We start from the raw sequence: 20681 nt of genomic DNA, 5'->3' as shown, positions 1-20681 counted from the left end.
AAGATGTTTAAAAAGATATTTTTATTGCTGCTGATCGGCTCGTTATCTTTCGTGAAAGCGCAGGAAACCGCCGCAAGCATTCTTTCTTTTCCAAATCCTATTGAATACGACGGAACTGAATTTTTCCTTACCCAATCAAAGCAGCGTTCCAAAACTCTTTTTCAGGAGCAGTATATCCCGAAAGACGAAAGTTTGGGAGATTTTACCCAGCTTCTTGATTTTTCATTCTTCAATAAGGAGATTGAAATGGAACTTGCCGTAAGACAGAAAGTGGAAGCGATCCAGCAGCGCGCATCAAAGGATAAGTTTGCAAAAGTAAACGTAACCGAAAGTCCGGACGGAAAAGAATATATCGTGGATTATTTCATCTCCGAAACGCCCGAAAAAGGCGATCCTTTTATTGAATATAACGTGTACCGCTTCAAGCAGTTTGAAAACGGAACCCAACAAAGTTTTCTGATTCTGTCTTATGCGAAACGCGTGTACGGAGATTTGAAAAGCTCCGCAAAAGCTTTGGCAAAACAGCGCGACCATCTAATGGCCACAATGATTGAATTTAAAATTCCCGAAATAAAAGTTGCTGCAGCTGTCCCCGGAAAATAAAATCAAGACTACTAAAACTAAAAACACCCGGCAACTGTTGGGTGTTTTTCATGAAAAACCTGCCGCTAAAAAATATCACATGATGACCGACGAAATCTATATCAGACGCTGCATCGAACTTGCAAAAAAAGGTTTGGGAAGAACCTACCCCAATCCATTGGTCGGAAGCGTTATTGTTTACAACGGAGAAATTATCGGAGAAGGATTTCATGAAAAAGCTGGGCAAAACCATGCTGAAATCAATGCGATAAATGCTGTAAAAAACAAAGAACTTTTAAAAGATTCCACGATTTATGTTTCTTTGGAACCCTGTTCACATTACGGAAAAACGCCGCCATGTGCCAATAAGATTGTAGAAACCGGTTTTAAAAAAGTAGTGATCGGAACACTTGATTCTCATGAAAAAGTGAATGGCAAAGGCAAACAGATCCTGGAAAATGCAGGTATCGAAGTAGTTTCCGGAGTTCTGGAAAAAGAATGTCAGATACTTAACAAACGCTTTTTTACTTTTCATCAAAAGAAAAGACCTTATATCATTTTAAAATGGGCGCAGTCCGGGGACGGATTTTTAGATAAAGATTTTCAGCCCACACCGATTGGAAATCCTTTAACCAAACAGTTTGTTCATCAGTTAAGAAGTGAGGAACATGCGATTCTGGTAGGAACCCATACGGCTCTAACTGACAACCCGGCTTTAACGGTGCGGGAAATCTCAGGAAGAAATCCGGTGAGAATTCTGATTGATTTTGATCTGAAAGTTCCCGCAGATTTCAATATTTATAATCAGGAAGCGGAAACCTTGGTTTTTAATTCCGTTAAAGATTCAGAGGAAGGAAATATAAAATTTATTAAAACTGAAAAAGAAAATTTAGTTCATCATTTGATGCATACGCTTTATGAAGAACAGATTCAATCGGTAATCATTGAGGGCGGAAGATTTACCTTACAGCAGTTTATTGATGCAGGTATTTGGGATGAAGCCATTATCATTAAAAATGAAAATCTGCTGCTGGAAAAAGGAACCAAAGCACCGGAATTTCATTTCGCATCTTACAGAACGGAGACTTTTCGGGATAATATCATGGAATTTTATAAAAATTTTTAAGTTTGGAATTCTCCTTCAATACCATAAAATCCGCTGTAGAAAATGTTCTTTTAAAAGAAAAAGGAAGCAAATTTCTCAGTTTCGTATTTCCTCTGAATGATGAAAATGACCTGAAAAAAAATCTGGAAAAGATCAGAGTGGAACATCCGAAAGCGACGCACCACTGCTATGCTTTCCGACTCGGGATGAAAGGTGAAAATTACCGCGCCAACGACGACGGTGAACCTTCCGGAAGCGCCGGACTTCCCATTTACAATCAGCTTCTGGCAAATGATATCACGAATGTTCTGTTAATTGTGGTCCGGTATTATGGCGGAACAAAACTTGGCGTATCTGGTTTGGTAAAAGCCTATAAAGAATCGGCAAAACTTGTTTTGGAAGAAGCAGAGATCATCACCAAAGAACTGGAATCCGATATTGAAATTGCTTTCAGTTTCAGCCAGCAAAACCAAATCTTTACTTTACTGAATAAATTCGACGGCAAAATTCAGGACTTTTTGACCGACGAAAAATGCACCATCAAGGCAAAAATAAAAACTTCCCAAAAAGAAAGCATCTCGGAGCAGTTGTCCGAGATGCAGAATATTTCGTTTGAATTCTTTTAATTCTTAATGATTAAATTTTAAATCAAGTCCATTTGAGACTTTACAAAATCTTTAATCTCTTCTTCCCATGAGCATTGATGCCCAGTAAAGAAGCTGCGCCAATGATCCTAGCGCTGCAACCAGATACGTTCTGGCAGCCCAGGTTAATGAATCTTTTACGCCGACATATTCCTCAGCGGTTACCGTTCCCGTATCTTTCAGCCACTTCATCGCTCTGTTACTTGCGTCATATTCTACCGGCAAAGTAACGAATGCAAATAAAGTCGTTAATGCAAACATCGCAACGCCAATAGCAAGCACGGTTGTGTTACCGTTCGGATTTTCAATGGTTCTGGTAGCCCCCATTAAAACGATACCGCCAAGAAGCACAAACTGCATTAAATTGGAACTGATGCTTACCACAGGAACCAATTTGGATCGGAGCTGTAACATGGAATATCCTACCGCGTGCTGTACAGCGTGTCCGCATTCATGGGCTGCGACTGCCGCCGCTGCGGCATTTCTCTGCATATAAACGCCTTCAGATAAGTTTACTGTTTTGTCAGCAGGATTATAATGATCCGTCAGCTGACCCGGAACCGAAATTACTTTAACATCATTAATTCCGTTGTCTCTCAACATTTTTTCTGCCACTTCCTTTCCGGACATTCCGTTTCGGAGATGTACCTGCGAATAATACTCGAATTTTGATTTAAGCCTTGAGGAAACCAACCAGCTTACGAGCATTGAAAGCCCAATAATTACATAATACCCTGTCATTTTTTCTTAATTTATTTCTATTTTTAAGTCGCTTTTAAGATGTAAAAAACGTGCCAAAGCTCTGATATTTGTTTTAATGATTATCTTTGTTTTTTCAAACACAACAACATGTCCGAAATTTCAGTAACTGAAGTAAAAACCGATAAAGAATTAAAAAATTTCATCAGATTTCCGATGGAACTTTACAAAAATAGCAAAAATTATGTACCTCCCTTAATCAACGATGAGAAAAACATCTGGAATCCAAAAGAAAACCCGGCTTTAAGCTATTCTGAAGCGAAACAGTTCCTCGCTTACAAAGAAGGAAACATTGTGGGGAGAATTGCCGTGATGATTAATCACAAAGAAGAAAAAGAGCTGGGCATAAGCAAAGTAAGGTTTGGCTGGCTCGATTTTATTGACGATTTTGAAGTTTCGAAAGCACTGATTGATGTCGCCATTAATTTCGCCAAAGAAAAAAACATCGGCAAAATTGAAGGGCCGATGGGTTTTACCAATCTTGACAAAGCCGGAATGCTGACAATGGGTTTTGACAAATTGGCAACAATGATCGGACTTTATAATTTCGAATACTATCCGCAGCATATCGAAAAACTGGGTTTGGTAAAAGAAAAAGAATGGGTGGAATTCGAAATGGACTTCCCTACCGTTCTTCCTGAAAGAGTTGAAAAATTCAGTTCACTGATTGCACAGAAATACAAGCTGAAGGTTATCGATTTTAAAAACAAAAAGGAAATTCTTCCTTTGGTGGAACCGATGTTCAAACTTTTAGATCAGACTTACAATTCCCTTTCTACCTACACTCCTATTTCCGACGAACAGATAAAAACGTACCGCGAAAAATATTTCCCGTTTATCGACAAGAATTATGTGATCTGCGTGGAAGACGAAAACCATCAGCTGGTCTCCTTCGCGATTACCATGCCTTCCTATTCCAGGGCGCTGCAGAAATCCAAAGGAAAACTTCTTCCTTTCGGGTGGTGGCATTTTTTACAGGCAGGAAAGAAAAACGACCGCGCCAATTTTTATCTCATCGGAATTCATCCGGAATATCAAAGACGGGGCGTGACAGCGATTATTTTTAAAGAGATCTTCTTAAGGTTCAACCGGATGGGAATTAAGTTTGCTGAAACCAATCCTGAGCTTGAGGAAAACAAAAGCGTTCAGGTATTGTGGCAGGATTATAACCCTGTGAACCACAAACGGAGAAGAACTTACTCCATGGAAATCAGTTAATGTTCCTCCAACTCTTAGATTACCATTTTTGAATTTATAAAGAAATGAAAAAGCAACTCTATTTCTATATCGCAATGATCGCAGCCTTTGTGATCTACAACCAGTTCTTCCAGGTGCCTGATGAGCGCATTAACAGCCTTATCAACATTCTTTTTGCGAGTTTTCTGTTTTTGTACATCGGCTACATCGCGTATCTGGTTTTAAAACGACTGAAAAAAGACAGCCGGAAGTGATTTTTACTTTTTATTCTCAATTAAATTTATGATTTCTTTCACATTTGAACCTTTAAATTTTTTCTATAATACTTAATTCCTTAAATTTGCAGGTAGAGAAAACAATGATATGAATATACCTGAAAATTATATCCCAATTATTATTCAGATTGCGGTAGGTTTTGGATTCGTGGTTCTGTGTATTTTAGGAACCCACTTTTTAGGACCCCGTCAGAAAGCAACTTCCGTTAAGAAAAACGAAAGTTTTGAGTGCGGTATCGATGTGGAAGGAAATGCCAGAAATCCCTTTTCGGTAAAATATTTCCTTACTGCTGTTCTGTTCGTCCTTTTCGATATTGAGATCGTCTTCTTTTATCCCTACGCGGTAAACATCCGTGAATTTGGTGTAGAAGGATTCTTAGCCGTACTTACCTTTATTGCCGTATTTTTCATTGCATTTATCTACGTTTGGAAGCGGGGCGCTCTGGATTGGGACAGATAGTGCCAAATCATTTACTTTATTAATTTAAGAAAACAAAAAATGTCTGATAATAAACCAATCATTAGAATGGATGCTGAAGCGCCGGAAGGTTTTGAGGGGGAAGGATTCTTCGCCACCAAGCTCAGCAGTGTAATAGGGATGGCCAGAAAATTTTCGCTTTGGCCGCTGCCTTTTGCCACTTCGTGTTGTGGTATTGAATTTATGGCCGTACTGAACCCCACTTATGACGCCTCAAGATTCGGGATGGAAAGAAACTCTTTCTCCCCAAGACAGGCTGATATGCTGATGGTTTGCGGTACGATATCCAAAAAATTGGGACCTGTACTGAAACAGGTTTATACCCAAATGGCAGAACCTAAATGGGTGATCGCTGTTGGAGCCTGCGCTTCAAGCGGTGGTATTTTCGATACTTATTCTGTATTGCAGGGAATTGATAAAATCATTCCTGTAGATGTATATGTGCCGGGTTGCCCGCCAAGACCGGAACAGATTATTGAAGGTGTAATGCAGGTACAGGCACTTTGCGAAAGCGAAAGCATCCGAAGAAGAGACATGCCTGAATATAAAAACTTACTCGAATCCTACGACATAAATTAATTGGAAATGACAAACGAATTTGTTTTAGAAGCCATTACAAGAGAATTTCCGGATTCAGTAATTTCACATTCCGAACCTTATGATCTCCTGACTTTGGAAATAAAGAAAGAAGACATTAAAAAGGTGATTCACTATCTCAGGGATTCGTCTTTAGAAATAAAATTCCTTACCGATCTCTGCGGAATTCATTACCCTGAAAATCCTGATAAGGAACTCGGTGTGATTTATCACCTTCATAACATGATGACCAATTTCAGGATCCGCCTCAAAGCTTTTATGCCAAAAGAAAACGCCGAAATAGATTCGATGACCGATCTTTATGCCGGGGCAAACTGGATGGAAAGGGAAACATTTGAATTTTACGGAATTAAATTTAAAGGACATCCGGATCTTCGGGTAATCCTTAATATGGAAGATATCGGTTATCATCCGATGCTTAAGGAATACCGCCTCGAAGACGGTACCAGAATGGATAAAGATGATAAAATGTTCGGAAGATAATTAAAGATCAACGGTAAAAACATGAAAGACAACGCGCTATCAAATATACTCAGCCAGCACGAATCAAAAGAACAGATTGACGGGCAGATTTACACCCTGAATCTGGGACCCACGCACCCGGCTACCCACGGTATTTTCCAGAATGTCCTTACGATGGATGGCGAAAGAATTCTCCATTCAGAACAGACGATCGGTTATATCCACCGTGCTTTCGAAAAAATTTCTGAACGCAGAAATTTCACCCAGATTACCACCCTTACGGACCGGATGAATTACTGCTCCTCTCCTATCAATAACATCGGATGGCATTTAACCGTTGAGAAACTCATCGGCTGTGAAGTTCCGAAAAGAGTTGATTACATGAGGGTCATCATGATGGAATTGGCAAGAATTGCAGACCACATGGTATGTAACGGCGTTATTGCGATGGATGCAGGTGCTATTACAGGACTTACTTACCTCTTCCAGGAAAGAGAAAAAATATACGAAATGTATGAGCAGGTTTGTGGCGCCAGGATGACCACGAACATGGGAAGAATCGGAGGTTTCGAAAGAGATTTCACTCCGAAATTCCATGAGCTTTTACAGACATGGCTTAAAAAATTTCCTAAAATCTGGGGTGAATTCTGTGCTCTGAACGAGAGAAACAGAATTTTCATGGACAGAACCATCAAAGCCGGACCAATCTCTGCAGAAAGAGCGCTGAGCTACGGTTTCACAGGTCCGAACTTACGTGCAACAGGTGTTGATTACGATGTACGCGTTGCCAATCCTTATTCTTCATATAACGATTTCGATTTCATTATTCCTGTAGGAACTGCCGGTGATACATACGACCGTTTTATGGTGCGTCAGCAGGAAGTTTGGGAAAGTTTAAAAATTATCGAGCAGGCCTATAAAAATCTGCCCGAAGGACCTTTCCATGCAGATGTTCCTGAATTTTACCTTCCGGAAAAAGCTGATGTTTACAATAATATGGAAGCATTGATCTATCACTTTAAAATTGTGATGGGAGAAACCGATGTTCCTAAAGGAGAAGTATACAGCTGTGTCGAAGGAGGAAACGGAGAACTTGGATTCTACCTTGTAAGTGACGGTGGAAGAACACCTTACCGACTGCATTTCAGACGTCCGTGTTTCATCTATTATCAGGCATATCCTGAGATGATCAAAGGCGGAATGATATCTGATGCCGTTGTTACGATGTGCAGCATGAATGTCATCGCAGGTGAACTGGATGCATAAATTGAATTAAATTCCTCTAAGGTTTTTAAAACCTTTATTAAAAATAAATAGAAAAAAGACTTGTAATCACTCATTTCAGGTCTTCAATTTCAAATCAATAATAATGAGCGAAACTATTGCTTTTAAACCTGAGTCATTAGAACAGGTCCAAAAAATTATCGCAAGATATCCGGAAGGAAAGCAAAAATCTGCCTTGATTCCGATCCTGCACATTGCACAGAAAGAATTCGGCGGCTGGCTGGATGTTCCCGTGATGGATTACGTTGCGGAACTCCTGAGCATCAAACCGATCGAAGTGTACGAAGTTGCCACTTTCTATACCATGTTCAATATGAAGCCGGTTGGAAAATATGTACTCGAAGTGTGCCAAACCGGTCCGTGTATGCTGAACGGAAGCGACGGAATTTTAAACCATATCCGTGAAACTTTAAACATTAAGAACGGAGAAACCACAGCTGACGGACTTTTCACTCTGAAAGCAGCGGAATGTCTGGGCGCGTGCGGCTATGCACCAATGATGCAGCTCGGCAAATTTTATCATGAACATTTAACAAAAGAAAAAGTAGATGAAATCCTGGAACTTTGCAGACAGGGAGCCATTGCTTTGGATTAATTTTAATATAAAATGAGTAAAAAACTTTTACTTAAAGACGCACATATTGAAGGAATCCGTTACTTCGATGTATACCGCAAACAGGGCGGTTACAGCGCTGTAGAAAAAGCCCTGAAAATGACACCGGACGAAATAGTGGAAGAAGTGAAAACTTCCGGTCTGCGTGGCCGTGGCGGTGCAGGATTCCCAACGGGAATGAAGTGGAGCTTTCTGGCTAAACCGGAAGGAATCCCAAGATATCTGGTGGTAAACGCCGATGAATCGGAACCCGGAACTTTCAAAGACCGTTATTTAATGGAATTCATTCCTCATCTTTTGATTGAAGGGATGATTGTTTCGTCTTTTGCTTTGGGTGCGCATACTTCTTATATCTATATCCGCGGTGAATATTCATGGATTCCCGATATTCTGGAAGAAGCCATTGAAGAAGCTAAAAAAGCAGGATTCTTAGGTAAAAATATATTAGGAACAGGTTATGATCTGGAAATCTACGTTCACCGTGGTGCCGGAGCATATATCTGTGGTGAAGAAACAGCGCTTCTGGAATCCCTCGAAGGAAAAAGAGGAAACCCGCGCCTGAAACCGCCTTTCCCTGCTGTAAAAGGACTTTGGGAATCTCCAACGGTAGTAAACAACGTAGAAACTATCGCTGCAGTGGTTCCGATCATGAATATTACCGGAGCAGAATATGCGAAAATTGGGGTTGGCCGTTCAACCGGAACAAAACTGATCTCAGCCTGCGGAAATATCAACAAACCGGGTGTTTACGAAATAGACATGACGATTACCGTTGAAGAATTTATTTATTCGGATGAATACTGCGGCGGAATCCCGAACGGTAAAAAACTGAAAGCCTGTATTCCGGGCGGAAGTTCCGTGCCGATTGTTCCTGCTAATTTATTGCTGAAAACCATCAACGGAGAACCGAGATATATGAACTATGAGTCTCTTGCAGACGGTGGTTTTGCAACCGGAACCATGATGGGATCGGGAGGATTTATCGTTTTGGATGAAGACCAGTGTGTGGTAAAACATACGATGACTTTAGCCCATTTTTACGCCCACGAAAGCTGCGGTCAATGTACTCCTTGCCGCGAAGGTACACCATGGATGTATAAAATTCTTAAAAAAATAGATTCCGGAAACGGAACCATGGCAGACATCGATCTGCTTTGGGATATCCAGAGAAAAATAGAAGGAAATACAATCTGTCCGCTGGGTGATGCGGCGGCTTGGCCGGTTGCAGCTGCAATCCGTCACTTCCGCGATGAGTTCGAGTGGCACATTGATAACCCTGAAGCTTTAACAAGAAATTACGGACTGGCAAATTACGCGGACCCAATCCCTGTAGCCGCGAAGGCAGAGTAAGATGAAGAAGTTCTTTAAAATTGCAGTATTCCTGTTTGTAGGATTAAATTATGCGTCCGCCCAAAAAGCGGATTCAACAAAGGAAATATCTGATGATTTTGATTTCAGTATAAGACCATTATCCAAAAAAGGACAGATGTTTGTTTTCTGGGGCTGGAACAGAGCAGGATTTACCCATTCAGATATCCGTTTCAAAGGTGCTGATTACGATTTCACTTTGGAAAATGTAGTGGCACATGACCGACCTTCGGCTTTGAGTTTAGATTATATCAATCCCGGAACGGTATCCATTCCGCAGTTTAATTTCAGGTTGGGTTATTTTATTAAAGATAATTTGGCTTTGGTGATCGCGCAGGATCACATGAAATATGTGATGGATCAGGATCAGGTTGCAGATTTTAAAGGTCATATTTCAGATCCGGTTTATGCAGCAATGGTACAGAATGGAAAGGTAAATTTAGCAGACGAGCAGTTCCTTACTTTTGAGCATACGGACGGATTAAATTACATCAATGTCGGTTTGGAAAAATACCAAACGCTATTGAATAAAAAAAATATAGATGTCGCCTGGAGTTATGGCGGCGGAGTTGGAATGATGATGCCTAAAAGTAATGTGAAACTTTTCGGGAACGAAAGAAGCGACCGTTTTCATGTTGCCGGTTTTGGAGCAGATGCGAGAACCAATATCAATGTTATCTTTTGGAAACACTGGATGGCAAGAGTGGAAGGAAAAGTAGGATATATCAATATGCCCGATATCAAAACAACCTTAAATAACAAACCGGATAAAGCGTCTCAGGATTTCTTTTTCGGCCAGGTCAATTTCGGAATCGGATATACATTTAATACAGGAAAAAAATAATTCATTCATTTTTGAATTCAAATATAATGAGCGACGAAATTAAAAAATTTAAGATCACGATCGACGGACAGACCACCGAAGTATTGCCGGGAACTTCCATTTTGGAAGCAGCCAGACAGATCGGCGGAAAATCTGTGCCGCCTGCAATGTGCTACTACAAGCCGTTGGAAGCCAGTGGCGGAAGATGCAGAACCTGTCTGGTAGAAGTGTCGAAAGGTTCCGATGCAGACTCACGGCCGATGCCAAAACTGGTAGCCAGCTGCAGAACAAGCGTGATGGACGGGATGGAAGTTAAAAATCTTACCTCAGAAAAAACTCAGGAAGCAAGAAAAGCGGTAACTGAATTTCTGTTGATAAACCACCCATTAGATTGCCCGGTATGTGATCAGGCCGGCGAATGCCATCTTCAGGATTTAGGATATGAACACGGCGTGGAAGCGACCAGAACTGAATTTGAAAGACGAACTTTCGAACCCGAAGATATTGGTCCTTACATTAAACTTCACATGAACCGATGCATCCTTTGTGCAAGATGTGTGTTAACAGCCAATCAGCTGACTGAAGGGCGCGAGCACGGAATTCTTTTCAGAGGTGAACAGGCAGAGATCTCCACTTACTTAAATAAAGCGCTGGATAATGATTTTATCGGAAACGTCATTGACGTTTGCCCGGTAGGTGCTTTAACGGACAGAACAGCACGTTTTGCAAGCAGAGTTTGGTTTACAAAACCGATGAACGCAACCTGCAAATGTGATAAATGTTCCGGGAAAGCGGTTGTATGGATGAAAGGTGAAGAGATCATCAGAGTTACTGCAAGAAAAGATCAGTACGATGAAGTGGAAGAATGGATCTGTAACGAATGCCGTTTCGAAAGAAAAGATTTAACACTTTGGAATATTGAAGGTCCGAGACATATCGACAGACATTCAGTAATCTCGCTGAACCATTATGAGAAACCAAAAAACATGATTAATCTTCTGAATAATCCGGACGCAAAAGAAATCAGCGAAAAAGACGAAAAAAACTTAATTTGAAAATGATATGATTTGAATATTGGCTTCAATATTTAAATTTCAAATGATATAACTTATGGATTTACTTACCTTTAAAATCATTTTAGTTCTTGTGCTTTTTGCCGTATCCATGGGCGTTGCTGCCTATTCTACATGGGGCGAACGAAAAGTGGCGGCAGCATTGCAGGACAGAATCGGGCCAAACAGAGCCGGACCTTTCGGACTTTTGCAGCCTTTGGCAGACGGCGGAAAACTTTTCTTCAAGGAAGGGTTTGTACCGCAGAACGCCGATAAATTTCTTTTCTATTTAGGACCCGGAATCACCATGTTCGTTTCCCTTATTACCGGAGCGGTAATTCCCTGGGGAAAAACGCTGAATATCGGCGGAACTTCTTTTGACATTCAGGTGGCGAATATCGACGTGGGAGTTCTTTATTTAATAGGAATGGTTTCCATCGGTGTTTACGGAATGATGATCGGAGGCTGGGCTTCCAACAATAAGTATTCATTAATCGGCGCTATCCGTGCATCTTCACAGATGATTTCCTACGAGCTGGCGATGGGACTTTCTTTGCTTTCCATCATTCTGATGTCCGGAAGTTTAGATTTACATTTTATCACCTCTTCTCAGGGAACCGGAAAAATATGGGGCTTTATCCCGGCAGATGGGATGAACTGGAATATCTTCTATCAGCCTTTAGCATTTATTATCTTTTTTGTTGCTGCTCTGGCAGAGACAAACCGTCACCCTTTCGATTTGCCTGAATGCGAATCTGAGCTGGTAAACGGATATATGACGGAATATTCTTCCATGAACTTCGGGCAGTACATGTTCGGGGAATATGTGAACATGTTTATTTCAAATGCATTAATCGCTACCCTTTTCTTCGGAGGATTCAATTATCCAGGAATTAACTGGGTTTCTGAAAACTGGGGCGAAAACGTAGCAGGAATTTTAAGTATTGCAGCGATGCTGTTTAAAGTGATATTAGGAATCATTATTTTCATGTGGATCCGCTGGACGATCCCGAGATTCAGATATGACCAGCTGATGCACCTTGGATGGAAAAAATTAATTCCGCTTGCATTGGTTAATTTAATTATTACCGCTGCTGTAATTGTGTTTTTTGCCAATTAAAATTAAGTATAAGTTTTCATGCTGAAAGCAGAAGCCAACAGCTAAAACAAGACCAATATGAAACTGACAAACAGATCTAAAGTAGTCTCGAACAAAGAGATGACTTTTATGGAAAGAATATACCTCCCGGAAATTTTCAAGGGAATGGCCATCACCATGAAGCATGCTCTTCAGGGTTCTAAAGGAAAAGTGTACTCTTATCCTGAAGTAGAGAAGCCGCGGGCGAAAGTATGGCGTGGGCTGCACGTTCTGAAACGTGATGAAGAAGGAAGAGAACGCTGCACTGCATGTGGACTTTGCGCTGTTGCATGTCCTGCAGAAGCTATTACCATGACAGCTGCTGAAAGAACCAAAGAAGAAAAAGATCTTTACAGAGAAGAAAAATATGCATCAGTATATGAAATCAATATGCTGAGATGTATTTTCTGCGGAATGTGTGAGGAAGCGTGCCCGAAATCTGCAGTATATCTTACGGACAGACTGGTGGATGTGGAAACCAACCGCGGAAGTTTCGTATACGGAAAAGATAAGCTGGTGGAAAAAATCAATGAGAGAATTGATATTACCGCCAGACAGAGCGAATTACAAAAAAAATCGGTAAAATAAATGGAGCAGATTATATTTTTCATTGTAGCATTGATGGCTGTAACTAGTGCAGTTTACTTTGTATTTGCCCGAAACCCACTCTACGCTATCCTTTCCCTGATCGTTACTTTCTTTTCGATTGCGGCGATGTATATTTTACTGAACGCGCAGTTTTTGGGAATTGTTCAGATCATCGTTTACGCGGGAGCCATTATGGTTTTATTCCTTTACATTCTGATGATGCTGAATTTAAATAAAGCCGACGAGAGCAAAAAGCAGAACCTTACCAAATTCATCGGTGTATTTTCTGCCGGATTGCTTTTAATTGGAGTTTTAGGCGCTTTCAGAGGTTTGAAAGGAAATACTGTTGCCGGAAATGTAGATTCGGGTATCGGTTTGACCAAAAACCTTGGGAGATTATTGTTTAACGAATATGTACTGCCTTTTGAGCTGGCTTCCATCCTTATCCTTGCGGGAATTGTGGGTGCAGTATTAATCGGTAAAAAAGATTTATAGTATTATGGGAGAAGTAAATTCATTTATACAGACCGTCCCGCTGGAATATTTTATTATTCTGAGTACGGTATTGTTCTGTCTGGGAGTTTTAGGAGTTTTGATCCGAAAAAATGCCATCATTATTTTGGGTTGTGTGGAGTTGATGCTGAATTCTGTAAATCTTTTACTGGCTGCATTTTCAAGCTACAAAGGTGACGGTAACGGGCAGATCCTGGTATTTTTTATCATGGTGGTTGCCGCTGCAGAAGTTGCCGTAGGATTAGCTATTATCGCAATGATGTACCGGAATACAAAATCGGTGGACATCAGTATTTTTAATAAATTAAGAGGATAAATAAAGGATGGAAAATTTAGTTTACGCAATTATACTTTTACCCTTATTCGGATTTCTGATCAACGGTCTTTTAGGAAAAAGTCTGCCGAAAATGGTGGTAGGAAGTATCGCAACACTCGTGGTTTTTGCCTCTTTCTGTATTGCTGTCAGTCTGTTTTTACAGTTTAATGCAGATTCACAGCCTGTAATCGTAAGAGCTTTCGAATGGTTCAGAGTCAACGGGATTCAGGTGAATTTCGCTTTCCAGATCGATCAGTTATCATTAATGATGATTATGATTATCACCGGAATCGGATCACTGATTCACCTCTATTCTATCGGTTACATGAGCCACGACAAAGGTTTTTATAAATTCTTCGCTTACCTGAATTTATTCATCTTCTCGATGCTGCTTTTGGTAATGGGAAGCAACTATTTAATTCTTTTCATCGGTTGGGAAGGTGTAGGTTTATGTTCTTATTTGCTCATCGGCTTCTGGTATACCAACAAAGAATATGGTGCAGCGGCGAGAAAAGCTTTCATCATGAACAGAATTGGTGACCTTGGAATGATTATCGGGATCTTAATGATCGCTTATCAGACCAACGCTGTTGATTTCCTTTCTGTAGCACAGAATTCTTCCAAATTTGAATTAGATTCACCTGTAATCATCTTTATTACGGCTAGTTTATTTATTGGAGCTATGGGAAAATCAGCACAGGTTCCTCTGTTTACCTGGCTTCCTGATGCAATGGCTGGTCCAACGCCGGTTTCTGCGTTAATCCACGCTGCAACGATGGTTACTGCGGGTATTTATTTGGTGGTACGTTCTAACTTCCTTTATTCTCTTGCACCTACCACAATGGACGGAATTCTCTTCATTGGATTGTTAACTGCTTTGGTTGCAGCGTTTATCGGTCTCAGACAAAATGATATTAAAAAAGTTTTAGCTTACTCTACTGTTTCGCAATTAGGATTTATGTTCGTTGCACTGGGAGTTGGCGCTTATACTACCGCGATGTTCCACCTGATGACGCATGCGTTTTTCAAAGCGTTGCTGTTCTTAGGTTCAGGTTCAGTGATTCACGCGATGAGCGGAGAACAGGACATGAGATTCATGGGCGGATTAAAGAAAAAAATTCCAATTACACATATCACTTTCCTTATCGGAACACTTGCGATTTCAGGTTTTCCTTTCCTTTCGGGAATGATTTCCAAAGATGAAATCTTAACCAACGTTTATGGGAAAAACCCTATCCTTTGGGTAATTCTGTTTATCGTCGCAGCTATGACAGCGATTTATATGTTCAGAGCATATTACTTAACGTTCTACGGCGAATTCAGAGGAACCGAAGAACAGAAACATCATCTTCATGAAAGCCCTTCAAATATGACCATTCCTTTGGTTGTGCTTGCTGTATTATCGGTTTTGGGCGGTTTCATTAATCTTCCTCATTTCATTGGACACGGAAATTATGCGAAACTCGGCGAATGGCTGAAATCAATCTACGTTTACGATGTTGAACTTCCTGAAGTAAATTTCGGAACAGAAATGATCCTTCTCGGACTTACGGTTCTAATGTTCTTCGTAGTATGGTTTGTTGTTAAAAACATCTATGTTAATAAGAAGAAAATGGCTTTGCCGGACGAAGAATACACGGGTTGGCAAAGACTCTCAAACAGGAAACTTTTCCTGGATGAACTCAATAATGCAACCTTCGTGAGATTTATTGAAGGTTTGGGTGTAGGAGGAAATATGTTCGATAAAGGCATTCTGAACAGATTCGTAGATTTCATCGGAAGCGGTGCAGAAGATTCAGGACGCGCAGCCAAGAGACTTCAGAACGGAAATGTGGAAAATTATGTCCTCATTATGTCTCTGGCCATCGGAATTATTTTAATTGTTAACTTTATATTACAATAGTAAATGTCGTATCTATTATTAACATTGTTACTATTACCTCTCGTAGGTTCTGCAGTGGTGTTCGCGTGGAAAAACCCCGCAAGTAAATTTTTGGCGTTGGGAATTGCATTGGTTCAGATGTTTCTCACTTTTTATATGCTGTCGGATTTCGATTATAAAACTACCGTAGACGGTGTTCTGCAGTATGAGATCAATTATCCATGGTCACAGTTTATCAAAAGTAATCTTCATTTCGGGATCGATGGGATGAGCATGCTTCTTTTGCTGCTTACCAATATCTTAACTCCAATTATTATCCTTTCCTCATTTAATGAAAAACCGGGTTACAGAAATACGTTCTACGGACTTATTCTGTTGATGCAGTTTGGTCTGATCGGCGTTTTCACTTCGCTGGACGGATTATTGTTCTACATTTTCTGGGAAGTAACCCTTATTCCGATCTGGCTGATCGCCGGAATCTGGGGACAGGAAAACAAAAAACTTGCGTTCACGACGAAATTCTTCGTTTACACTTTTGTAGGTTCATTATTTATGCTCATCGGGCTGATTTACGTTTACACCCACTCCGCATCATTTGCACTTACCGATCTGTATAACGCCAATTTAAATGCTTCTGAGCAGACTGTGATTTTCTGGTTCATCTTCTTTGCATTTGCAGTGAAGCTTCCGGTTTTTCCTTTCCATTCCTGGCAGCCGGATACCTATACTTATTCGCCAACTCAGGGTTCAATGCTGCTTTCGGGAATTATGCTGAAAATGGCTGTTTACGGACTTTTAAGATATCTTTTACCGATTACTCCAGACCCAATCCTCGGGATTTCAGGACAGATTGTTCTGGTTCTCGCGATTATAGGAATCGTTCACGGAGCATTGATTGCTATTATCCAGAATGACTCCAAACGTTTAATCGCATACTCCTCATTATCGCACGTAGGTCTGATTGTGGCCGGAATTATGGCTTCTGCGATTTTAACGGTAAAGGGAACGCTAACAATAGAAGGTGGTGAAGGTGCAATGGTGCAGGCTTTTGCTCACGGTATCAACGTCGTAGGTCTGTTTTACTGTGCTGACATTCTTTATAAAAGATTCAAAACCAGAGATATCCGTCAGATGGGAGGTTTGGCAAAAGCTGCTCCGAAATTTGCAGTGCTGTTTATGGTTATTTTGCTGGGTTCTGTGGGACTTCCTTTAACCAACGGTTTTATCGGAGAATTTATTCTGATCAAATCCGTATTTGACTACAGTAAACTTGCCGCTATATTTGCCGGTCTTACGCTGATTTTTTCAGCTGTTTATCTCTTAAGATTCTACGGAAAAGCGATGTTCGGAGAAGGTGATGAGACGGTACTTTCTTCTGCAAAAGATCTTTCGGGAGTAGAATTTTCAGTGTTGGCGAGTTTAGCAGTATTTGTTATTCTGCTGGGACTTTTCCCGCAGCCGCTGATCGAAATGGTCAACAGTTCGCTGAAATTTATTTTCTCCTCCATGATGAACTAAGAAAAATTGAATAATTAAGAATTAAAAGAGGAAGGCTACAGATGCAGATCTGAACTCCGGAATCTAAAATCTCAAATCTAAATTAAATGAGCGTTTTAATCATTATATTCCTTACCGCAGTTGCCGCATTGTTTGCAGGGGTTTTTGAAAAGGGAAAATTTTCAAGATATATCGGTATTTTGGGGCTTATCATTGCATTTTACGTAAGCTTTCAGCCGGAATGTTCTTTCTTTAACCAGTATAAAACAATGTTCGACTTCAGCGCGAATGCGGCCCTGTTTACCAAAGTAGCTATTGTCATTACGCTTCTGCTTTTCTTTCTGGGCAGTTTTGCTTTCAGCAATCACAGAAGCCATCAGTCGGAGTTATACGCATTGCTGCTGTTCTCTCTTTCCGGAGGGGTTATTCTTTTTGGATTTCAGAATTTTGTAACGCTGTTTTTAGGAATTGAAATCCTTTCGATCCCGCTTTACGTTTTGGCAGGAAGTAACAAGACTGATCTTCGCTCCAACGAAGCTTCCATTAAATATTTCCTGATGGGTGCGTTTGCCACCGGTTTCCTTTTATTCGGAATCGCGCTGGTTTACGGAAGTGCAGGAAGTTTCGACCTTTATAAAATCCATGAATTTTCAGTTGAAAATCCAAAAGACATTATGTTTGCCGTAGGTGCAGTATTGATGCTGGTTGCACTGGCATTTAAAGTATCCATGGCGCCTTTCCATATGTGGAGCCCGGATGTTTATCAGGGATCGCCTTCACTCATCACCGCATTTATGATGTCGGTAGTGAAAATCTCCGCTTTCTTCGCCTTCTTTAAAGTAATGACTATTGCATTTACAGGAATCGCAGGAGAATGGATCAATATTATAGGGGTTCTTATCATTATCACTTTATTCCTCGCCAACGCAATGGGACTTGCACAGAGCAATGCTAAAAGAATGTTAGCTTACTCTTCAGTTTCTCATGTTGGATATCTTGGTCTGATTTTCTTCGGTTTAAATAACCTTTCCGCATACAACCTGGCGTTTTATTTATTCGCCTACTCTATTGCTACGGTTGGTGTGATGATGTGCCTGATTTGGGTTGAAAAACTTAAACGTGAAACCTCATACAACGCGTTCAAAGGCCTTGCACAGTCGGAGCCAATTATGGCGGTTGCTGCAGCGCTTTCGATGCTTTCGATGGCAGGTATTCCGCTTACTGCAGGTTTCATGGGGAAATTCTCCATCTTTGCACAGGCAATTCAGTATCCGAAAATGGGAACCTTCATGGTGTTGATCGCGGTATTGGGGTCAGCAATCTCTATCGCTTACTATCTGCGCCTTATAATGGTAATGTTCTTCCCGAAAGAAAGCAGTTTCAAAACTTCTGAAAGAGTACCGTTAACTTACAATATCGTTGCAGTATTTATCATTATTGCACTTGTAGCACTGGGAATCTTCCCGGATCTGTTCGCAAGACAGTTTGGTTTGTAGAAAATATTAAATATATAATTAAAACGCAGTTCTTCGGAGCTGCGTTTTTTTTATTAAATATGAATTTAATCATTTGATTAAATCAAAATAATAAACGTAGCTTTGTGTAAAGAAATTTAAAATGGATCCTGAAAAAGACATTTCTACTGAAGAGAAAATCCTTATTTCCGCTTCGAAGGTTTTCACTGAAAAAGGTTTTTCAGGAACGCGAACCCGGGATATTGCGGAAGAAGCAGGCATTAATCTGGCGTTGCTGAATTACTATTTCAGAAGTAAAGAAAAACTTTTCGAACAGGTGATGAAGGTGAAAATTGTTTTGCTTTTCGGAAAAATAATTCCCATTGTCAGCAATGAAAAATCCACCCTCGAAGAAAAAATAGATCTGGTCAGCGAGAAGTATTTTGAGATTCTGTCCAAAAACCCAAATCTTCCCTTATTCATCCTGAGCGAAATCCAGAAAAAACCGTCCAACATCACTTCGCTTATTCCGGTGGATAAAGTTCTTAAAACTTCAGTCCTGCTCAGGCAGATCGAAGAGAAAAAACCCGGACTCAATCCTTTTCATTTCATCGTCAATTTTCTTGGTATGACGGCCTTTCCTTTTATTGGAAAACCAATTCTGAAGAATTTCAGCATCATGAATGATGAAGAATTTCAGCAGTTTGTGGAAGAAAGAAAAACTTTGGTGCCGTCCTGGATCAAAATGATTCTTAACAGTTAACAACTTTTCTTTTCATTAAAAATTTAAGAATGAAATTTTTAAAATACTTAATAGTACCCGCTTTTCTGCTGAATCTTTCTTTAAGTGCACAGCAAACGCTCAGTTTGGAAGAATGTCAGCTACTCGCCAGAGAACAGTTTCCCCTCATTAAAAGAAATGCGCTGATAGAGAAAACTGAAGCCTATTCCCTGGAAAATGCTTCCAAAGCATGGCTTCCCCAAATTAACGTGATCGGTCAGGCGACGTATCAGAACGAAGTTACTCAGTTGCCTGTTACTCTTCCCAATATGTCGGTAGAGCCGCTGAGCAAAGACCAGTACAAAGTTTATGCAGATCTTCAGCAGCAGATTTTTGATGGAGGAATGATTAACAATCAGAAAAAACTAGCCAAAATTCAGTCTGAAACCGAAATTCAGAAAAACGAAGTGGAACTCCACAAACTCGAAGAAAGAATCAACCAGATTTATTTCGGTATTCTGCAAAGTCAGGAGCAGCTGCAGCAAACCAAAATCACAGAAAACGATCTTGAAAACGGGTTGAAGAAAGCCACAGCCCAGCTTCAGTACGGCACCATTTTGAGAAGTCAGGCTGATGTTCTGAAAGCGCAATTAATCAGTCTGGAACAAAGACAGATCGAACTGCAGTCAATGCGCACAAATTACATTGCGATGCTGGCTTTATTCATTAAAAAAAATATTGATGATAAAACGGATTTCCGGAAACCTGAAAAACTCCTTCTCACCGGCGAAAACAACCGCGCTGAACTGAAAGTATTCAATCTGCAGCAACAGACTTTAGAAACCCAGAAATCAATCATTAAATCTAAAAATCTACCGAAACTCGGTGCTTTTTTTCAGGGCGGATATGGCAAACCCGGCTTCAATATGCTTAAAAATGAATTTGATGTTTTCTATATTGGTGGGGTGCGGCTTCAGATTCCTATTTCAGAATTTTATACCAAAAAAAATGATCTTGCCTTACTGAACACACAGCAGCAGGATCTCGAAATCCAAAAAGAAAATTTTCTCTTTAATCAGAATTTTTCAACCGTCCAGAACAATTCAGATTTGGAAAAACTTCAGCAACTGATTACTAAAGATGATGACCTGATTTTATTAAGACAAAGCATCAAAAAAGCCAGTCTCGCGCAACTCGAAAACGGCGTAATCACCACCAGCGATTATCTTCGGGAAGTGAATGCGGAAGAGCTGGCAAGGCTTCAGAAGGTCCTTCATGAAACGCAGTATCTTTTGACACAATATAATCTTAAAGCGCAGCTGAATCAATAAAA

23 protein-coding genes are annotated in these 20681 nt (G+C 40.4%); 22 read left to right on the top strand and 1 reads right to left on the bottom strand.

Annotated features, from left to right (window positions below; genetic code table 11):
* Window positions 1–3 precede the first annotated feature (3 nt).
* The 3 genes from KSK37_RS01215 (at window position 4) to KSK37_RS01205 (ending at window position 2313) form a co-directional block, all read left to right on the top strand.
* Window positions 4–603 carry a hypothetical protein gene (locus KSK37_RS01215; RefSeq protein WP_217198958.1) on the top strand — a complete coding sequence of 200 codons (600 nt, stop codon included), beginning with the start codon at window positions 4–6 and terminating at the stop codon, window positions 601–603.
* An 82-nt stretch (window positions 604–685) separates the two neighbouring features.
* Entirely contained in the window at window positions 686–1708 is a 1023-nt protein-coding gene (ribD, locus tag KSK37_RS01210; RefSeq protein WP_217199400.1) for a bifunctional diaminohydroxyphosphoribosylaminopyrimidine deaminase/5-amino-6-(5-phosphoribosylamino)uracil reductase RibD, read from the top strand.
* A 2-nt stretch (window positions 1709–1710) separates the two neighbouring features.
* Window positions 1711–2313 carry a YigZ family protein gene (locus KSK37_RS01205; protein WP_088358316.1) on the top strand — a complete coding sequence of 201 codons (603 nt, stop codon included), beginning with the start codon at window positions 1711–1713 and terminating at the stop codon, window positions 2311–2313.
* A 51-nt stretch (window positions 2314–2364) separates the two neighbouring features.
* Here the strand turns inward: KSK37_RS01205 and KSK37_RS01200 are convergent, their stop codons facing one another.
* Window positions 2365–3072, bottom strand: a complete 708-nt coding sequence (locus KSK37_RS01200; RefSeq protein WP_217198957.1) for a zinc metallopeptidase — start codon at window positions 3070–3072, stop codon at window positions 2365–2367.
* 108 nt (window positions 3073–3180) lie between these two features.
* On the opposite strand from KSK37_RS01200, the gene KSK37_RS01195 reads away from it, so the two are divergent.
* The 19 genes from KSK37_RS01195 (at window position 3181) to KSK37_RS01105 (ending at window position 20679) form a co-directional block, all read left to right on the top strand.
* Window positions 3181–4308, top strand: a complete 1128-nt coding sequence (locus tag KSK37_RS01195) for a GNAT family N-acetyltransferase (RefSeq protein WP_088358320.1) — start codon at window positions 3181–3183, stop codon at window positions 4306–4308.
* Window positions 4309–4352: 44 nt separating this feature from the next.
* Window positions 4353–4541, top strand: coding sequence for a hypothetical protein (locus KSK37_RS01190; protein ID WP_217198956.1), 189 nt, complete (start codon window positions 4353–4355; stop codon window positions 4539–4541).
* A gap of 109 nt (window positions 4542–4650) precedes the next feature.
* Window positions 4651–5022, top strand: coding sequence for an NADH-quinone oxidoreductase subunit A (locus tag KSK37_RS01185; RefSeq protein WP_088358324.1), 372 nt, complete (start codon window positions 4651–4653; stop codon window positions 5020–5022).
* Window positions 5023–5061: 39 nt separating this feature from the next.
* Entirely contained in the window at window positions 5062–5619 is a 558-nt protein-coding gene (locus KSK37_RS01180) for an NADH-quinone oxidoreductase subunit B (protein WP_088358326.1), read from the top strand.
* 6 nt (window positions 5620–5625) lie between these two features.
* A complete protein-coding gene (locus KSK37_RS01175; RefSeq protein WP_217198955.1) occupies window positions 5626–6120 on the top strand; it encodes an NADH-quinone oxidoreductase subunit C in 495 nt (164 codons plus the stop codon).
* Between the two features lie 21 nt (window positions 6121–6141).
* Complete coding sequence (locus tag KSK37_RS01170) at window positions 6142–7365, top strand: NADH-quinone oxidoreductase subunit D (protein ID WP_217198953.1); 1224 nt, start codon at window positions 6142–6144, stop codon at window positions 7363–7365.
* A 103-nt stretch (window positions 7366–7468) separates the two neighbouring features.
* Window positions 7469–7978: an NADH-quinone oxidoreductase subunit NuoE family protein gene (locus KSK37_RS01165; protein WP_088358332.1), complete on the top strand. Its 510-nt coding sequence runs from the start codon at window positions 7469–7471 to the stop codon at window positions 7976–7978.
* Between the two features lie 12 nt (window positions 7979–7990).
* Window positions 7991–9346: an NADH-quinone oxidoreductase subunit NuoF gene (nuoF, locus tag KSK37_RS01160; protein WP_217198952.1), complete on the top strand. Its 1356-nt coding sequence runs from the start codon at window positions 7991–7993 to the stop codon at window positions 9344–9346.
* Window position 9347: 1 nt separating this feature from the next.
* Window positions 9348–10208 carry a hypothetical protein gene (locus KSK37_RS01155; protein ID WP_088358334.1) on the top strand — a complete coding sequence of 287 codons (861 nt, stop codon included), beginning with the start codon at window positions 9348–9350 and terminating at the stop codon, window positions 10206–10208.
* Window positions 10209–10234: 26 nt separating this feature from the next.
* Complete coding sequence (locus KSK37_RS01150; RefSeq protein WP_088358335.1) at window positions 10235–11242, top strand: NADH-quinone oxidoreductase subunit G; 1008 nt, start codon at window positions 10235–10237, stop codon at window positions 11240–11242.
* A 55-nt stretch (window positions 11243–11297) separates the two neighbouring features.
* On the top strand, window positions 11298–12359 hold the full coding sequence (gene nuoH, locus KSK37_RS01145) for an NADH-quinone oxidoreductase subunit NuoH (RefSeq protein ID WP_088358336.1): 1062 nt from the start codon (window positions 11298–11300) through the stop codon (window positions 12357–12359).
* Window positions 12360–12416: 57 nt separating this feature from the next.
* Entirely contained in the window at window positions 12417–12965 is a 549-nt protein-coding gene (locus tag KSK37_RS01140; RefSeq protein ID WP_088358337.1) for a NuoI/complex I 23 kDa subunit family protein, read from the top strand.
* Window positions 12966–13460: an NADH-quinone oxidoreductase subunit J family protein gene (locus KSK37_RS01135; protein WP_088358338.1), complete on the top strand. Its 495-nt coding sequence runs from the start codon at window positions 12966–12968 to the stop codon at window positions 13458–13460.
* A gap of 4 nt (window positions 13461–13464) precedes the next feature.
* Window positions 13465–13794 carry an NADH-quinone oxidoreductase subunit NuoK gene (gene nuoK / locus KSK37_RS01130; RefSeq protein WP_088358339.1) on the top strand — a complete coding sequence of 110 codons (330 nt, stop codon included), beginning with the start codon at window positions 13465–13467 and terminating at the stop codon, window positions 13792–13794.
* 7 nt (window positions 13795–13801) lie between these two features.
* Window positions 13802–15697, top strand: a complete 1896-nt coding sequence (gene nuoL, locus KSK37_RS01125) for an NADH-quinone oxidoreductase subunit L (RefSeq protein ID WP_217198951.1) — start codon at window positions 13802–13804, stop codon at window positions 15695–15697.
* 3 nt (window positions 15698–15700) lie between these two features.
* Window positions 15701–17194, top strand: coding sequence for a complex I subunit 4 family protein (locus tag KSK37_RS01120; protein ID WP_217198950.1), 1494 nt, complete (start codon window positions 15701–15703; stop codon window positions 17192–17194).
* An 86-nt stretch (window positions 17195–17280) separates the two neighbouring features.
* Window positions 17281–18669 (top strand): NADH-quinone oxidoreductase subunit N, encoded by a 1389-nt coding sequence (locus KSK37_RS01115; protein WP_217198949.1) that lies wholly within the window; start codon window positions 17281–17283, stop codon window positions 18667–18669.
* A gap of 121 nt (window positions 18670–18790) precedes the next feature.
* Window positions 18791–19390 carry a TetR/AcrR family transcriptional regulator gene (locus tag KSK37_RS01110; RefSeq protein ID WP_088358343.1) on the top strand — a complete coding sequence of 200 codons (600 nt, stop codon included), beginning with the start codon at window positions 18791–18793 and terminating at the stop codon, window positions 19388–19390.
* Between the two features lie 29 nt (window positions 19391–19419).
* Window positions 19420–20679 (top strand): TolC family protein, encoded by a 1260-nt coding sequence (locus KSK37_RS01105; RefSeq protein WP_217198946.1) that lies wholly within the window; start codon window positions 19420–19422, stop codon window positions 20677–20679.
* Window positions 20680–20681 lie beyond the last annotated feature (2 nt).

Source organism: Kaistella soli (assembly GCF_019038595.1).
Lineage (GTDB): Bacteria > Bacteroidota > Bacteroidia > Flavobacteriales > Weeksellaceae > Kaistella > Kaistella soli.
Note: the sequence above shows the minus strand (reverse complement) of the source record. Positions and strands in the feature narration are given on the sequence as shown.

Excerpts from the sequence above, each read along its gene's own strand:
- nuoH (WP_088358336.1), top strand. The coding sequence starts at position 11,298 with ATGGATTTACTTACCTTTAAAATCATTTTAGTTCTTGTGCTTTTTGCC.
- KSK37_RS01165 (WP_088358332.1), top strand. The coding sequence starts at position 7,469 with ATGAGCGAAACTATTGCTTTTAAACCTGAGTCATTAGAACAGGTCCAA.
- ribD (WP_217199400.1), top strand. The coding sequence starts at position 686 with ATGACCGACGAAATCTATATCAGACGCTGCATCGAACTTGCAAAAAAA.
- KSK37_RS01140 (WP_088358337.1), top strand. The coding sequence starts at position 12,417 with ATGAAACTGACAAACAGATCTAAAGTAGTCTCGAACAAAGAGATGACT.
- KSK37_RS01150 (WP_088358335.1), top strand. The coding sequence starts at position 10,235 with ATGAGCGACGAAATTAAAAAATTTAAGATCACGATCGACGGACAGACC.
- KSK37_RS01115 (WP_217198949.1), top strand. The coding sequence starts at position 17,281 with ATGAGCGTTTTAATCATTATATTCCTTACCGCAGTTGCCGCATTGTTT.
- nuoK (WP_088358339.1), top strand. The coding sequence starts at position 13,465 with ATGGGAGAAGTAAATTCATTTATACAGACCGTCCCGCTGGAATATTTT.
- KSK37_RS01135 (WP_088358338.1), top strand. The coding sequence starts at position 12,966 with ATGGAGCAGATTATATTTTTCATTGTAGCATTGATGGCTGTAACTAGT.
- KSK37_RS01110 (WP_088358343.1), top strand. The coding sequence starts at position 18,791 with ATGGATCCTGAAAAAGACATTTCTACTGAAGAGAAAATCCTTATTTCC.
- KSK37_RS01215 (WP_217198958.1), top strand. The coding sequence starts at position 4 with ATGTTTAAAAAGATATTTTTATTGCTGCTGATCGGCTCGTTATCTTTC.
- nuoF (WP_217198952.1), top strand. The coding sequence starts at position 7,991 with ATGAGTAAAAAACTTTTACTTAAAGACGCACATATTGAAGGAATCCGT.
- KSK37_RS01195 (WP_088358320.1), top strand. The coding sequence starts at position 3,181 with ATGTCCGAAATTTCAGTAACTGAAGTAAAAACCGATAAAGAATTAAAA.
- KSK37_RS01175 (WP_217198955.1), top strand. The coding sequence starts at position 5,626 with ATGACAAACGAATTTGTTTTAGAAGCCATTACAAGAGAATTTCCGGAT.
- KSK37_RS01155 (WP_088358334.1), top strand. The coding sequence starts at position 9,348 with ATGAAGAAGTTCTTTAAAATTGCAGTATTCCTGTTTGTAGGATTAAAT.
- KSK37_RS01185 (WP_088358324.1), top strand. The coding sequence starts at position 4,651 with ATGAATATACCTGAAAATTATATCCCAATTATTATTCAGATTGCGGTA.
- KSK37_RS01170 (WP_217198953.1), top strand. The coding sequence starts at position 6,142 with ATGAAAGACAACGCGCTATCAAATATACTCAGCCAGCACGAATCAAAA.
- KSK37_RS01120 (WP_217198950.1), top strand. The coding sequence starts at position 15,701 with ATGTCGTATCTATTATTAACATTGTTACTATTACCTCTCGTAGGTTCT.
- KSK37_RS01200 (WP_217198957.1), bottom strand. The coding sequence starts at position 3,072 with ATGACAGGGTATTATGTAATTATTGGGCTTTCAATGCTCGTAAGCTGG.
- nuoL (WP_217198951.1), top strand. The coding sequence starts at position 13,802 with ATGGAAAATTTAGTTTACGCAATTATACTTTTACCCTTATTCGGATTT.
- KSK37_RS01190 (WP_217198956.1), top strand. The coding sequence starts at position 4,353 with ATGAAAAAGCAACTCTATTTCTATATCGCAATGATCGCAGCCTTTGTG.
- KSK37_RS01105 (WP_217198946.1), top strand. The coding sequence starts at position 19,420 with ATGAAATTTTTAAAATACTTAATAGTACCCGCTTTTCTGCTGAATCTT.
- KSK37_RS01180 (WP_088358326.1), top strand. The coding sequence starts at position 5,062 with ATGTCTGATAATAAACCAATCATTAGAATGGATGCTGAAGCGCCGGAA.